At 39.1% G+C, this 14,075-nt stretch carries 12 protein-coding genes; 7 read left to right on the top strand and 5 right to left on the bottom strand.

Annotated elements, in window-relative coordinates; translation table 11 throughout:
• Positions 1–2: 2 nt before the first annotated feature.
• The 5 genes from atpG to nrdD all read left to right on the top strand — a co-directional run bounded on the left by atpG (position 3) and on the right by nrdD (position 3,651).
• Positions 3–854, top strand: coding sequence for an ATP synthase F1 subunit gamma (gene atpG, locus EUBDOL_RS03870; RefSeq protein ID WP_004798701.1), 852 nt, complete (start codon positions 3–5; stop codon positions 852–854).
• The gene (gene atpD / locus EUBDOL_RS03865; RefSeq protein WP_004798700.1) at positions 851–2,251 is read left to right on the top strand and encodes a F0F1 ATP synthase subunit beta; all 1,401 of its coding nucleotides are present in this window, start codon (positions 851–853) and stop codon (positions 2,249–2,251) included. The genes atpG and atpD overlap by 4 nt, the downstream gene beginning before the upstream one ends.
• Positions 2,252–2,254: 3 nt before the next feature.
• A complete protein-coding gene (atpC, locus tag EUBDOL_RS03860) occupies positions 2,255–2,653 on the top strand; it encodes an ATP synthase F1 subunit epsilon (RefSeq protein WP_004798698.1) in 399 nt (132 codons plus the stop codon).
• A gap of 52 nt (positions 2,654–2,705) precedes the next feature.
• Positions 2,706–3,302, top strand: a complete 597-nt coding sequence (gene lepB / locus EUBDOL_RS03855; RefSeq protein WP_004798696.1) for a signal peptidase I — start codon at positions 2,706–2,708, stop codon at positions 3,300–3,302.
• Positions 3,303–3,366: 64 nt separating this feature from the next.
• The gene (nrdD, locus tag EUBDOL_RS03850) at positions 3,367–3,651 is read left to right on the top strand and encodes an anaerobic ribonucleoside-triphosphate reductase (RefSeq protein WP_004798694.1); all 285 of its coding nucleotides are present in this window, start codon (positions 3,367–3,369) and stop codon (positions 3,649–3,651) included.
• Positions 3,652–3,686: 35 nt separating this feature from the next.
• Here nrdD and EUBDOL_RS03845 read toward each other — a convergent pair whose 3' ends face one another.
• The 3 genes from EUBDOL_RS03845 to galU form a co-directional block, all read right to left on the bottom strand.
• A complete protein-coding gene (locus tag EUBDOL_RS03845) occupies positions 3,687–6,896 on the bottom strand; it encodes a UvrD-helicase domain-containing protein (protein WP_040463036.1) in 3,210 nt (1,069 codons plus the stop codon).
• Positions 6,889–9,558: a PD-(D/E)XK nuclease family protein gene (locus EUBDOL_RS03840; protein WP_004798690.1), complete on the bottom strand. Its 2,670-nt coding sequence runs from the start codon at positions 9,556–9,558 to the stop codon at positions 6,889–6,891. The genes EUBDOL_RS03845 and EUBDOL_RS03840 overlap by 8 nt, the downstream gene beginning before the upstream one ends.
• Positions 9,559–9,667: 109 nt before the next feature.
• Entirely contained in the window at positions 9,668–10,540 is an 873-nt protein-coding gene (gene galU, locus EUBDOL_RS03835) for a UTP--glucose-1-phosphate uridylyltransferase GalU (protein WP_004798689.1), read from the bottom strand.
• 137 nt (positions 10,541–10,677) lie between these two features.
• Here galU and galE point away from each other — a divergent pair, with 137 nt between their 5' ends.
• The gene (gene galE, locus EUBDOL_RS03830) at positions 10,678–11,679 is read left to right on the top strand and encodes a UDP-glucose 4-epimerase GalE (protein ID WP_004798684.1); all 1,002 of its coding nucleotides are present in this window, start codon (positions 10,678–10,680) and stop codon (positions 11,677–11,679) included.
• Positions 11,680–11,835: 156 nt separating this feature from the next.
• Here the strand turns inward: galE and EUBDOL_RS03825 are convergent, their stop codons facing one another.
• Together EUBDOL_RS03825 and EUBDOL_RS03820 are read right to left on the bottom strand one after the other, a co-directional pair.
• Complete coding sequence (locus tag EUBDOL_RS03825; protein ID WP_004798682.1) at positions 11,836–12,321, bottom strand: DUF6773 family protein; 486 nt, start codon at positions 12,319–12,321, stop codon at positions 11,836–11,838.
• The gene (locus EUBDOL_RS03820; protein ID WP_004798679.1) at positions 12,308–12,517 is read right to left on the bottom strand and encodes a helix-turn-helix transcriptional regulator; all 210 of its coding nucleotides are present in this window, start codon (positions 12,515–12,517) and stop codon (positions 12,308–12,310) included. The genes EUBDOL_RS03825 and EUBDOL_RS03820 overlap by 14 nt, the downstream gene beginning before the upstream one ends.
• A 357-nt stretch (positions 12,518–12,874) precedes the next feature.
• Between EUBDOL_RS03820 and EUBDOL_RS03815 the strand changes: the two genes are divergently transcribed.
• Positions 12,875–14,038, top strand: a complete 1,164-nt coding sequence (locus tag EUBDOL_RS03815; RefSeq protein ID WP_004798677.1) for a MerR family transcriptional regulator — start codon at positions 12,875–12,877, stop codon at positions 14,036–14,038.
• The last annotated feature ends 37 nt before the right edge of the window (positions 14,039–14,075 follow it).

Below are 14,075 nucleotides of genomic sequence, written 5' to 3'. Positions count from 1 at the left end.
TTATGGGTGCCGGTAAATTAGCCATTAAGGCGCGTATCCGTTCCGTAGAATCTACACAAAAAATTACCAAGGCCATGCAGCTTGTTGCCTCTAGCAAATTAAAGAAGCAAAAGGATTACATGGAACAAAATCGTGAATATGCACACTATTTAAAAGAAACGGTGCAAAGCATTCTATCTACGATCGAAGCTGTTCCTCACCCATATCTGACAAGCCGCAAGGGAAAGGCGTGTACCATTGTATTTACAAGTGATATGGGCTTGTGCGGTGGATATAATGCCAATGTATATCGTCTGTTACAGGAGTATCGAGATGATGATATCATCATGATCGGAAGTCGTGGATATGCTTGGATCAAAAATAAGGATTTTCAGCTTTTCGATGTGCATACGGATTTAGAAGATGAATGCTATGCGGAATTATCGACCATTGCGGATACCTTGTTGGAAAAGTATCGGAATGAGGAAATTGCCAAGATCCGCATTCTATATACACGCTTTGTGAATTCGGTAACCTTTGAGCCGGTCGTTGTTAATATACTGCCGGTAGAAAAGGAAGCATCAGCAACGGTGACAAATGAAAAAGCATTAACGGAATTTGAACCGGCAGGGGATCAGATTCTAAACGATTTGGTTCCGATGTATGTCCGCTCACTTTTATATAGTTATTTCTTGGAAACCAAAACAAGTGAGCAAGCCAGTCGTCGTATGGCGATGGAAAGTGCAACGGATAATGCCGAAGAATTAAAAGAAACATTAGAACTGCAATTCAACCAGGCTAGACAGGCGGCAATTACACAAGAAATTACGGAAATTGTCGGTGGTGTCAATGCGATGGAAGGAGCGAATACATGAGTAAAAATATAGGAAAGATCGTTCAGGTCATCGGACCTGTTGTCGATATTACATTTGAAGATGGAGAACTTCCTGCTTTACTTACAGCCATTGAAATTCCTTTAAAAGACCAAGATTCCTTGGTTGTCGAGGTATCTCAGCATACGGGTGATGATCGTGTGCGTTGTATTGCCATGGGCAGTACCGATGGTCTTGTAAGAGGTATGGAAGCAATTGATACCGGTGCACCGATCAGTGTTCCGGTTGGAAAAGAAGTCCTAGGACGTATGTTTAACGTATTAGGACGTGAAATTGATGGACTTGGAAAGGTAGAAGCAGCTACCAAGCTTCCGATTCATCGTGCAGCACCTACCTTTGATGAACAGCAAACAAGTGCCGAGATGCTGGAAACCGGTATTAAGGTCATTGACCTTCTTTGTCCTTATGCCAAGGGTGGTAAGATCGGTTTGTTCGGTGGTGCCGGAGTTGGTAAAACCGTATTGATTCAAGAGCTGATTCATAACATTGCCAAGGAACATGGCGGAATGTCGGTTGTTACCGGTGTCGGTGAACGTACGCGTGAAGGAAACGATATGTATCACGAAATGAAGGACAGCGGCGTTTTGGATAAAACCGTGCTAGTTTATGGGCAGATGAACGAATCACCGGGAGCCAGAATGCGTGTTGGTCTAACCGGACTTACCATGGCAGAGCATTTCCGTGATCATGATCATCAAGACGTGTTGTTGTTTATTGATAACATTTTCCGTTTCACACAGGCAGGATCTGAGGTAAGTGCCCTATTAGGACGTATGCCAAGTGCCGTAGGCTATCAGCCAACCTTAGCAACGGAAATGGGACAGCTTCAAGAGCGTATTACCTCTACCAAAAACGGATCTATTACATCAGTACAAGCCATTTATGTACCTGCCGATGACTTAACGGACCCTGCACCTGCAACGGCATTTACCCACTTGGACGCGAAAACCGTACTTGACCGTGATATTGCGGCATTGGGAATTTATCCGGCGGTTGATCCACTGGAATCAAGTTCACGTATCCTTGATCCGCTAGTTGTCGGTGAAGAGCATTATGAGGTTGCTCGTGGGGTACAGGAAATTTTACAGCGCTATAAGGAGCTGCAGGATATCATCGCCATTCTCGGTATGGACGAACTTAGCGAGGAAGATAAGATCATCGTTAATCGTGCACGTCGTGTACGTAACTTCTTATCTCAGCCATTCCATGTTGCGGAAGTATTCTCCGGAATCAAAGGCTGCTATGTTTCAAGAGAGGATACCATTCGCAGCTTTAAGGAGCTGTTAGCCGGAAAATATGATGATCTTCCGGAACAGGCATTTATGTTTGTCGCAACGATCGAGGACGCGGTAGAAAAAGCTAAAACTTTGGAAGGCTAGCCTATGATTGCATTAAAAATTATCACTCCGCTTGGATTATATAAAGAGTGTGAGGTCGAAGCTGTTAATGTAAAAACCGTGGAAGGAGAACGTACGATTCTATCTCACCACGTACCGCTTGTTGCAATGTTAGCAACATGCCGTTGTTCTTTAAAGGAGAATGGTGTTTATCAAGATTATGCACTTGCCGGAGGCTTGTTGCAAATGAGCAACAACGAAATGCGTATCTTAACCGATGCTATTGAAGGCAGAGCAGAAATTGATATCGAACGTGCCAAACGTGCTAAGGAGCGTGCTGAAAAACGTCTTGCAAAACAAGATGAACGCACCAATATCAAGCGTGCGGAAGTTGCGCTTGCCAAAGCAATCAATCGTATCAATGTTTATGGAGAACACGTTTAAGCGTGTTCTTCTTTTCGTAAGTAAACTTTAGTGCTATAATGAAACAACCGAGGTGATAAGCTTGGAAGAAAACCAAAAGAAAGATAAAGACAGTATCGGCTATATGCTGCTTGATTTTTTAAAAACCTTTGTTCTATGTGCCATTATCGTATATCTATTTACAACCTTTGTTATGCGTCCGGTGCAGGTTGATGGTTTAAGCATGTATCCGACCTTACATGATGATGAAATCGGCTTAATGAATATTATTGATATGAAGATTCATGATATTCAACGCTATGATGTTGTTGTTGTAAATGATGCGGAAATTACGAATGGAGAAGCATGGGTAAAGCGTGTAATCGGATTACCGGGCGATACGATTTATGCCAAGGACGATGTTGTCTATGTTAATGGTTTGGCAATTGAGGAGCCTTATTTGGATAATGAATATGCCAATGACATTCGTTCACGAGGAGATCAGTTTACACATGATTTTGATAAGGTTACCTTAGGAGAAGATGAGTATTTCCTAATGGGAGATAATCGCATTGAATCACATGACTCACGTGCTGTGGGACCATTTAAAAGAAGTGATTTCAAAGGTAAAGACATTTATATCCTATATCCGTTTTCGAATATTCGATTTGAGCGAAACGGAAGTTTGTAGGCAAAAAAATTGAATTGCATATCGGAAAGGATTATACTAAAGAAAAGAAGCAGGAGGGTTTGTTATGGATTATAAAATGGTAGTAGATGGGATTGAAATCAGTGCAAATGAAGCAGTAGGAGAAAAAGAGGCAAAGGCTTATATCGCTTATGTTCACTCAAAAAATCCGGGTAAAGAAATCGCATCGATTTCTTTAGATTTCGATGGCGAGGAAGTCGGTTTAGGATATCATTTACAACCGGAAGGCTTTGAGAAGATTCGTCGTATCACCGGTTATTTGGTAGGTACAGTTGATCGCTTTAATAACGGAAAACGTGCCGAGGAGAGAGATCGCGTAAAACACGCATAAAAGCTAAATACAATAAAACAGCCATAACGGCTGTTTTATTGTATTGGCAGCATTTGATTCAAGGCAAAGGAATAAAGATATGCGTGAATCTGATGCTGAGGATAAAGGGCTTGTAAGGCTCTTTGATAGGTATGAAGCTGTTCCCTATAATGCTTGGTTAATTCCTGTGCATCAAGTGTGGCATCGGTTTTAAAATCAATTAAAATAATATCTTGTTCACCGATAGATACAAAATCCATATAGCCATGAAGAATTTCATCATGGATTGCGACATTGAAAGGCATCTCATAGCTATGCCAGACTTGCAGGGCATTTTGATAGATTGGATTGCTTTGTAATGCATTTAGCTTTTTGATGTCGCTGTCATGAAGCGTAAAATTGATGGTTTCCGCAAGTGCTTTGTATTCCTTTGGTGTTAAGGATTTCCCTTGGGATAGCTCTACCAACTTATGCATGGCACTACCATAGATCGTTCCATCATTTTTTTGTTTCCATTGGAATGGCTCTGTGGTGTTTATGTTTTGTTCACTGGCAGTTGACAACCTCCAAGAACTCGCTTCCTTTGTATAAATCGGAAGCTTTTTATAGGTTGTTGCCTGTTTTGTCTGTACTTGATTTTCCCATAGATGATGTACCTCTTTTAAGGTAAATAAAGGACTTTGCATGGAAAGAAAGGCTTGTAGGATCCAAGCGGTATAGCCTTTTCGTTTATAAATATCACTGGTGGTTAAAGGGTGGCGATAAGGCTCAAGGGATAATATGCAATCTACAATGTGCATCTGTTGTTGGGCACGTGTAGTGGCAACATAAAGAATACGCATTTCCTCCTCTAATTCTTCCTTATCTTTTTTATGCTCCATGGCAATGCGTGGCAGTGTTGTACGTACATAGCGCTTAGGCAGTTCCATCGCCTTCATACCGATACCAAGCTCAGCGTCTAGGATACAGAAATCCTTAAATTCAATCGGTGTTTGTTTATCGCTTGACCATAGGAATACAACCGGAAATTGCAGACCTTTGGATTGATGAATGCTCATGACACGAACGACATCGGCTTCACTGCCAACCGGAATGGCTTCGGCTGTTTGAGCATCTTGAATTTGATCGATCTGTGCTAAGAAAGATTCTAAACTACCGGCTTCTTTAGCTTCAAATTGAATCGCTTTTTCAAATAATAAATCTAAGTTGGTCTTTTCCTGAATGCTTGTATGCTTTGCATAATAGTCATGGAAAAGAAACAGCTGATTGATGATTTCATGCAGCTTGTAAGTATAACGCTTTTGGCGTAAAGCTTCAAAATCCGCAAGCTCATCTGGTGTATGCTTGGACATGTAGCGATAATAGCTTTCCTGCTTATCCTTTTTCAGCTTGATTTCAGCCATTGCCTGTGCACTGTAATTCCATAGCGGAGACATCATGCATGCAACAAAGGAAATATCGTCATGAGGATTGCATAAGGCTTTTAAGGTTGATAAGATAACCTGAACACTGCTTGATTGATAAAAGCCGTATTTAATGTCTATAAAGTAAGGAATGTTTAATTCATCAAAAGCAGCTTTTAAATTATCCTTACGGGCATTGCTTCGAACAAGTACGACAAAGTCTTTCCACTGACGCTTTTCTTTATCTTTTATATGAATGATTTGATTGGCAATATAGTTTGCCTTAAGCGTGTTTTTCGCAACAATGAGCTGTTGCGCCTCCTTGATTTCATCGTGGAAGATCGCATGAAAACAAATCGGTACATTGTTTTCTTCTTGGGCGGGAACACCGGTATCGACATCATCTTCCTTGCGATAGCTACAAGAAAAACGATCCATGTTCATAAGAATCTTAAACAGCTCGTTATTGAAATCAACAATCATTTTTTTAGAACGATAGTTGTTGGAAAGATAGATGACCTCATCATTTTCTCCTTTTTGTTCGATTAAGGATTTCATCAGATCCGGCTTTGCATGACGGAAGCTGTAAATGGATTGCTTGATATCGCCGACACGAAATACATTATTCTCACGGCAAATCAGTTGAACAAGACTGTTTTGTACATCGTTGCTGTCTTGAAATTCATCAACCATGATTTCTACAAATTGTTCACGATATAGCTTCGCAATACTGCCTTGGTTGGCTTGCAGGATTGCCAAAGCAAAATGCTCCATATCGTCAAAGTCAATCATTTCATGCTTTGCCTTTAAGGCTGCATAGCTTTGACGATAGTCTTGGCACATACAAACAAGCTTTTGAACGTAAGGTGCTAACTTTGTCATATCTCGTATTAAGGTATCCTCACGATACAGTATCGCAAGTAAGCTATCCTCCAGCTCTTGACTTTCTTTACGCAGTCGGGTATATTCCTTGTCCTCTTTATCCGGTGAGGTAGGAACAATACCATGACAGATATTGATAAACAATTGGCGATAGTCCATATAATTGCGGTTTTTTAAGGCTTCAAACAAGGTTGGAAGTAAGTCGCACTTTGCTTGTAGAAGGGCATGTTTTTTTTCTTCTTCATAATAGCGCAGCCGGTAGCGCTCTAACAGGCTGTTTAAAAGCTCTTGATAACGTAGGCTTTGAATGGTGAGATAGTCATAGAAATAATCAAGCAGTTCTTTTGGTAAATCGTTGATTTGTTTACAGGAGCTGTATGTATCGCAAAGACGATTCAACCAAGCATCGCTGTCTGCTTTACTGGAGGCAGTAGTCGCAAGCTTGGCAATGGTTTTTTGAAGCATATCATCATTTTCCGGACGGGAGGAAAACATCATGCAAAGCTCTAAGAAAATCGGATCTTGTTGTTCGTATTGACGTTGAAAAGCTTGGCTCATGGCAGCATCTTGATAATGTGTCATTGCTGCATTATCCATGATATTCGCAATTCGTTTCTTTGATAAGCCGATGATGTAGTAATACTTTTGGATAATGGAAAGGCAGAAGGAATGAATAGTAGAAATATGAGCCGTTTGCAGATTGGTAAGCTGCTTGGTAATAAAGGCTTTCTCCTCCATGCTTTGTGCCGCAGCATACGCCTTTTGTAATTCACTTGCCAAACGTTTTTTCATTTCATTGGCAGCAGCTTCGGTAAAGGTCATGGCACATATTTCATCAATCGAGATATGATCCTTCATAACCAGATCCATCAGACGAGCAATCAATACAGTTGTTTTCCCGCTTCCGGCAGAGGCAGAAACAAGAATATTTTTTTGCTTGGTTTCAATGGCTTTCTTTTGTTGGGCATTCCATTTAGGCATCTTGTTCACCTCCGTCCCAATATAAATCATCATGTGGCTCTACTAAGCGTTTTTTATCGGCGTAGAAGCCTTTAAAACGACAAATCGGCTGATAGCTGCAATAATCACAAGCATGCTCCAACGGTGTACAGGCAATATCACCGTTTAAGATACGAGAGGCAAGGATTTCATAAAGCTGCTTCATATAAGAGCTGATTGCTTCTAAATTGTAGAGTTTTCCTGCTTTGACCTCTTCCTCTTTATTGATGCGTAAACCAACGATATGAGTGGCGTTGTCATCTAAGGTATCCACTTGCTTTTGCATTGTCCAACCGTTGAAGCGCTGTGCTTTTTGCTTCATGAGCATATAATCCTCTTTCACATATTCATTATATGTAACCGGCTTTTTACGTGTCAGTTTACCGGCAGGACAGGGAATAGTTTCATTCTTTAAGGAAATATAGTAAGCACCCATGATTTCCTTTTGTTGTTGCTGATGAACGACCATCGCATAGGTTAATAGTTGTAGCTGTAAGGCCGCAAAGATATCGGTTTCGGATAAGGTCTTGATAGAACTTTTATAGTCAAGGATACAAGCAAAGTCTTGATAGGTATCCAATCGATCGATAAAGCCATGTAGAGCAATCGTAACATTTTCCTGCAATGGCAAATCATAATGAAATTCCAATTCACTGGCAGTTGGTGAAAATTGTGAATGCGTTTCAAACTCCTGCAAAACCTCCAAGGTTTGTGTCATGGAAATAAGCAGACGTTCTTTTACATTCATCAGTGCCAGTTCCATACTTGGAAAAATTTGTGTAAGATGCGCCAGTTCTTTATCAACGATTTTACGCAATTGTTTACTGCTTTGCTCGCTATACTCTTTTCCATAGGCATTGGTTAAGCTTTCTAGGATATAGTGAAATAGTGTGCCGGCATAGGCATCGGGAAATCCGGGTTGAAAAGGCTCTTTTAAGGATAGCCCGTAGCGTAGAAAATAAGAGAATGGACATTTCACATAGCGTTCAAAGCTGGATATAGAGCCATGCAAACAACCGTTTTTTAGGAAAAGTTGTTTTGCCATATCAGCAGATAGCGTATCTTGTAAACGCAGCTCTGCATAGTTTTCATGCAGTGGATAGGGTTGGCTTGGCGTTTGTGCATATTGCTCGATTTCCAAGGCTGCCTCCATACTTTTTCCTTCATAGCTTCCCACCGGATAGGAAAGAATGAGATATTTACTGTGCGTTAGTATTTGATTCATCTGTTCCATATAATGAGCATAGCGTTCCTCCATGCTTGGATATCCTTTGATCAAGGCATAGTAAGCTTCATCAAAGATTCCCTTTTTGGTTTGAAAAGCGGGATAATTCGTTTGTGTAGCACCTAATACATAGTGATATTTCCTAGGCAATACCTCTTGCTTATGATTGTGGATCAAAACACCTTGATAGCTTGGCTGCTTTTTACTTCCTTGGATATTTTCAAAAAAGGAAGCTAGAAAATGCAGGTCGTTTTTGGTTTGTACCACATCACCGATCTCATACAATATCGTCGTGATCTTGCGATAGATGCTTCGATCCTCATCGGTATGGATATGTTTGTTTAACTCATTAACGATAAGCTCAACTTTATTTGTTATTTGCATATTTTGATTTAATTGTGTAAAGAAAGGCAATAGCTCCGCTTGTGCTTCAGCTGCCTTGTTTTCCAATTCCTGAAGCTGTTTTAGGGTGTAGATATTCATTAGGTTTCCACTATCTTCCATCGTTTCAAGGTGATGGAAGTTATCAAAAAGATCTACCTCGAATAGCTGCATGTATTCACGCAGGGCATGAATGTTTCCACCGGTAAACAGTTCACTATCTAAGCATGCTAGTAGCTGTTCCTTGCATGGATCGAATACATAGTTTAATAGCGCAAGAAATTGCTTAGGAAGCTGAGAGCTTGTTTCCTGTTGAAACAGTGTATAAGGAATGTGATAGCGCTGAAAGATTTGCTCGATGAGCTTAGGGTAAGAGGCATCACATAAGGTGATATGAATATCCTGGGCATCTAAGGAATGATTGAGGATATGTTGTGCACAGGCTTCGATTTCCTGACGTTTATTAACTGCATGATAAAAAGCTATTTCCTGTTCTTCCTTGGGAAAGGAGGAAAGTTTTGCTCCTTGCTGAAGGAATTGCTTGATGATCTGATTTTTAGCAATATCGTTATAGGTATCTATGATATAGACATTGGATAAATCCTTTTTCTTGATTTGCTCACAAGCAAGGCGCAGCAGCTGCTTGGGAAATACGACATCTTTAAAAAGCTGTAATATGGTAAACAGCTCTTTTTGCGAAGCGCTTTGCTTTGGCAGGGAGCTGCTGTCGATTCCCCAAAAGGAAAGCTCATTGAGCAGTTGGTAGCATTCCTCTAAAAAGTCCTTACTGCAAAGGATATTGCGATAGGTTGGGAAATCTTTTTTATCAAGCTGTTGAACCTGTTGATAGATCGTAAAAAGAACCTGGTAGCGACTAGGTGCTTTTTTATAATAATAGCTTGTAAGAAAGGCAGAAATATCGGTAATTCGAATACCGAGGCTTCCTTGTTTTGATGCTGCCATAGCTTTGCGAATCATGGGGTGGAGATAGTCATCGGCAAGAATGATGCTTCCCATTGGTAAGGTTGAAAAATCCATATCATCAGCACTCCTTTTTTATCGTTTCTATTATAGCGTTTCTGGTATGAAAAAGATAGCCGCATGTATTTGGTTATCAAAGAAAAAAGCTCCCCTGAGGAAGCTTTGGTTAAATCTTGGTGTTTTTTAAAATATCGACCATAACATCGTGCAAATCATTACGATCCAAGGCAAAATCAATCTGTGCCTTTAGGAATCCGGCTTTATCACCGACATCATAGCGGACACCCTCGAAATCGTATGCAAATACCTTTTGTTGCTTTGTTAAACGATCGATTGCATCGGTCAGTTGGATTTCATTGCCCTTACCGGCTTCTTGCGTTTCCAATAAGTCAAAGATTTCCGGAGTTAATACATAACGTCCTAAAATAGCAAAGTTGCTAGGTGCTTCCTCTTTCTTTGGCTTTTCCACAAAGCCTTTTACGGAAGCACAGCGTTCGTTAATGTTTTCAGACGGATCAACAACACCGTATTTATGTACCTGTGAATCCGCAACCTTTTGCACACCGACAACACTTCCGCCATATTGTTCATAAGCCTCAACAAGTTGTTGGGTAGCGGTCTTTCCGTTTTTGTTTACAACGATGTCATCACCTAATAAAATCGCAAATGGTTCATTACCGACAAAGGATTTTGCACATAGCACCGCATGTCCTAAACCACGTGGATTTTTTTGACGGACACTGTAAATATTTGCCATATTGGAAATTTCCTTTACCATTTCCAAATGCTCCTGATCCTTGCTTGCTTCTAATTTCTTTTCCAATTCAAAGCTTACATCAAAATGATTTTCGATACAGCTTTTGTAACAATTGGTAATGATTAAAATTTCCTCAATGCCACTGGCGACTGCTTCCTCTACGATATATTGAATCGTCGGTTTATCCACGATAGGCAGCATTTCTTTGGGAACGGCTTTAGTAGCAGGTAGGAAACGAGTGCCAAACCCGGCTGCCGGAATAATTGCTTTTTTTACTTTCATGATTTTTTGATTCCTCTCTTTTCATCTTTCTATATAGTAGTATAGCATAGAATGAGAAAGATAGGTATCTATAAAGATATTGAAAAACGGATATCGGTGGCTTATAATAAAAAAGTAAATGTAAAAGGAGAAACCTTATGAAAATTTTAGTTACCGGCGGTACAGGATTTATCGGAAGTCATACCTGTGTGGAATTGATTGAAGCAGGACATGACGTCGTTATTATTGATAACTTATACAATTCGCAAAGTGATGTTGTGGATAAAATTGAACGCATTACCGGCACACGTCCTGCTTTTTATGAAGCAGATTGTTGTGATGAAGAAGCGTTAGAAACGATATTTAATGAGCATGCGATTGATGCGGCGATTCATTTTGCCGGCTATAAAGCAGTTGGAGAGTCTGTTCAAAAGCCGATCATGTATTATGAAAACAATATTATGAGTACCTTAGCGCTATGCAAGGTGATGGCAAAGCATAACTGCAAACGCTTGGTATTCTCATCAAGTGCAACAGTGTATGGAAATCCGAAAAGTGTTCCGATTTTTGAAGATTTCCCACTTGGACCGACGACCAATCCTTATGGTACAACCAAGCTGTTGATTGAAGGAATTTTACGTGATTTGCATATTTCCGATAATGAATGGAATATTGCTTTGTTGCGCTACTTTAATCCAATCGGTGCACATGCCAGTGGTTTGCTTGGAGAAAGTCCAAATGATATCCCTAATAATTTGATGCCTTATATCGTTAAGGTTGCGAATAAAGAGCTTCCTTATCTGCATGTATATGGAAATGATTACGACACACCAGATGGAACGGGAGTTCGTGATTATATTCATGTAGTGGATCTGGCAAAGGGACATGTGAATGCGGTAAATAAGGTAATGGAACCAATCGGAGTCGATTGTTATAACCTAGGAACCGGAATCGGTTATAGTGTACTTGATGTTGTCAATACCTTTGCAAAGGTAAATGATATCGAAGTGCCATATCAGATCGATCCAAGACGTCCGGGTGATATTGCGACATGCTATGCAAGCACTGAAAAAGCCTTTAAGGAATTAGGTTGGAAGGCTGAGAAAAATCTTGAGGATATGTGTAAGGACGCTTGGCATTTCTTACAGACAACAAAATAATATATATTCGAAAAAATGCATCTTGACCTATGGGAAAATAAAAATAGGAGGTTATACAGAATATCTGTATGTTTCCTATTTTTTTTATAAATATGATTATTTACTTTTACTCTAAGTTATGATTAACTTTCCATGCTTTATCATAGCTTAATGTATTTATTCCTCGTTATTATCAAGCTGTTTTTCAAGGCGTTTTTGTCCTACTCTTTCAATAGAATATACAGCACCTAAAAGGAAAGAAACAAAAATGAGTGAAGATATAAATGTAACACCAATTACAGAAAGAAAATGTATATCAGATATTCCGTCATAGTTTTTACCATAGAAAGTATAATTTCTAATTCCGTTAAAAATAGTAATCAGAATTGCTAGAAGTAGGATAGCGATTATCTTGAACTTCTTTCCAAAATATATAGTATCCATTGAACTGTAACCGACCGTAGCTCCTCTGATGGAAAGGTATGCAATCGAAACCATCATAATAATCAATTCTATTAAATATTCTCGTATACCCATATCAAATATATAAGATTTTATAAAGATAGATAATGCTAAGATCATAATCGTCAAAATAAATGCTTCACTTTGAATTTTGTTATTTAATTGAACGATACGCTCGTCTTTCATTTTATTTATTTTCATGTTGTTCCTCCCAAAATAAATCGTCTAAAGTTTTATTAAGTGCTTTACAGATGGCTAAACAAAGTTTAAGCGAAGGATTATAATTACCTGCTTCGATCAACCCGATGGTTTGACGTGTTGCACCTACTGCCTTTGCTAAATCTTCTTGGCTCATATCGCATTCAAGTCTGGCTATTTTTATTCTTTTATTCTTCACAATGCTATGTATTGCTCCTTTCTTTTACATATTTATTATATATTATAAATTACATAATGTAAAGTATATATTATATAATGGATTTTATAATATTCTTAGTTAAGATGGAATCATAAAAATATAGTGATGCTATACATATGATAGAAAACTGTTTTGCTTAACCAACAATCTTGTCTGATCCAGCACCAATCGGATTGTATTTTTTCTTGTTTGCTTTGAAAAGAAAAAACGATATTCAGCCGGCAGTCTATTTTTAAGATAAAAAGTCTGTGAAAACATTTCGTACTCGAAAGCTTATCAATAAAAACAATATTGTCTTTTCTGTATTTCTCTAGTGAAATACGCTATAATAGCGATATGAAAAGCTATTTTACCACCGGACAATTTGCACGTCTAGCCAATGTTACGGAAAGAACGATACGCTACTACGATAAACAAGGGCTTTTGAAGCCTTCCTTTATCATGGAAAACGGATATCGAAAATACAGTGAAGATGATTTTATTCGTTTACAGCGCATCATTTCCTTAAAACAACTGGGCTTTTCTTTAAATGAAATTAAAATGATGGATATTGACACCAATCATACAGCAATGGAGGAATCTTTACAGCTGCAAATTGATTTGTTGGATAAGAAAATCCGTCATGCGCAGCTTTTAAAGGATTCGCTTGTGCAAACCAAACAGCTGTTACGGCAAGGAAGTTTTACGTGGGATAAAATGGTTTCGGTATTACAGCTGAATACCGAAGAAGAAAAAATTATCGAGCATTATCGTGATGAACGACATTTGTCGATTCGTATTTCCCTACATGAGCGCTTTTCTCAAAATTCACAAGGTTGGTTTAACTGGTTGTATCAGCAAATCGACTTCACAGAAGCGCATCGTATATTGGAACTGGGGTGTGGATCGGGAGAACTTTGGAAGCAGCAGCCACTCAATATGCGTAATAAGGAAATCTTTTTATCGGATATTTCGCAGGGTATGTTGGAGTCCACACGTAAGGTGCTGGGAGAAGCTTTTAACTATATGCAGATTGATGCCAACAGCATTCCTTTTAAACAGGAATACTTTGATGCGATGATTGCCAATCACATGCTTTTTTATTTGAATGATGTAACAGCCGGTTTAAAGGAAATTCACAGGGTATTAAAAAAAGGCGGACATTTCTATTGCAGTACATATAGTAAGCGACACATGCAGGAAATCAATCAGCTTGTGAAAGAGTTTGATGAACAGATTACACTGTCCGATCGCAGCTTGCCGCAAATCTTCGGTTTGGAAAACGGGGAAGAAATATTGAAACGATATTTTTCAAAGGCGGAGAAGCGATTATATAAAGATGCTTTATCGGTAGATGATGCACAGGCATTATTTTCTTATATCATGAGCTGTCATGGTAATCAAATGGATATGCTGGCAGAGCGTATGGAGGAATTTAAAAGCTTTATAGAAGCAAAAATTGAGCAGGAGGGTGCTATTTATATAACAAAAGAAGCAGGTGTATTTATTTGTGAAAAATAAAGAATGATAGCTTGCGGTAGCTATTATTCGTTAAGGA

Source organism: Amedibacillus dolichus DSM 3991 (assembly GCF_000154285.1).
Taxonomy (GTDB): domain Bacteria; phylum Bacillota_I; class Bacilli_A; order Erysipelotrichales; family Erysipelotrichaceae; genus Amedibacillus; species Amedibacillus dolichus.
This window is presented reverse-complemented; position numbering and strand designations above follow the sequence as displayed.

What these genes read in the sequence shown, in the direction of transcription:
- EUBDOL_RS03845 (WP_040463036.1), bottom strand. Translation starts at nt 6,896, where the DNA reads ATGCCTAAATGGAATGCCCAACAAAAGAAAGCCATTGAAACCAAGCAA.
- atpG (WP_004798701.1), top strand. Translation starts at nt 3, where the DNA reads ATGGGTGCCGGTAAATTAGCCATTAAGGCGCGTATCCGTTCCGTAGAA.
- EUBDOL_RS03840 (WP_004798690.1), bottom strand. Translation starts at nt 9,558, where the DNA reads ATGGATTTTTCAACCTTACCAATGGGAAGCATCATTCTTGCCGATGAC.
- EUBDOL_RS03815 (WP_004798677.1), top strand. Translation starts at nt 12,875, where the DNA reads ATGAAAAGCTATTTTACCACCGGACAATTTGCACGTCTAGCCAATGTT.
- nrdD (WP_004798694.1), top strand. Translation starts at nt 3,367, where the DNA reads ATGGATTATAAAATGGTAGTAGATGGGATTGAAATCAGTGCAAATGAA.
- atpD (WP_004798700.1), top strand. Translation starts at nt 851, where the DNA reads ATGAGTAAAAATATAGGAAAGATCGTTCAGGTCATCGGACCTGTTGTC.
- galU (WP_004798689.1), bottom strand. Translation starts at nt 10,540, where the DNA reads ATGAAAGTAAAAAAAGCAATTATTCCGGCAGCCGGGTTTGGCACTCGT.
- galE (WP_004798684.1), top strand. Translation starts at nt 10,678, where the DNA reads ATGAAAATTTTAGTTACCGGCGGTACAGGATTTATCGGAAGTCATACC.
- EUBDOL_RS03825 (WP_004798682.1), bottom strand. Translation starts at nt 12,321, where the DNA reads ATGAAAATAAATAAAATGAAAGACGAGCGTATCGTTCAATTAAATAAC.
- atpC (WP_004798698.1), top strand. Translation starts at nt 2,255, where the DNA reads ATGATTGCATTAAAAATTATCACTCCGCTTGGATTATATAAAGAGTGT.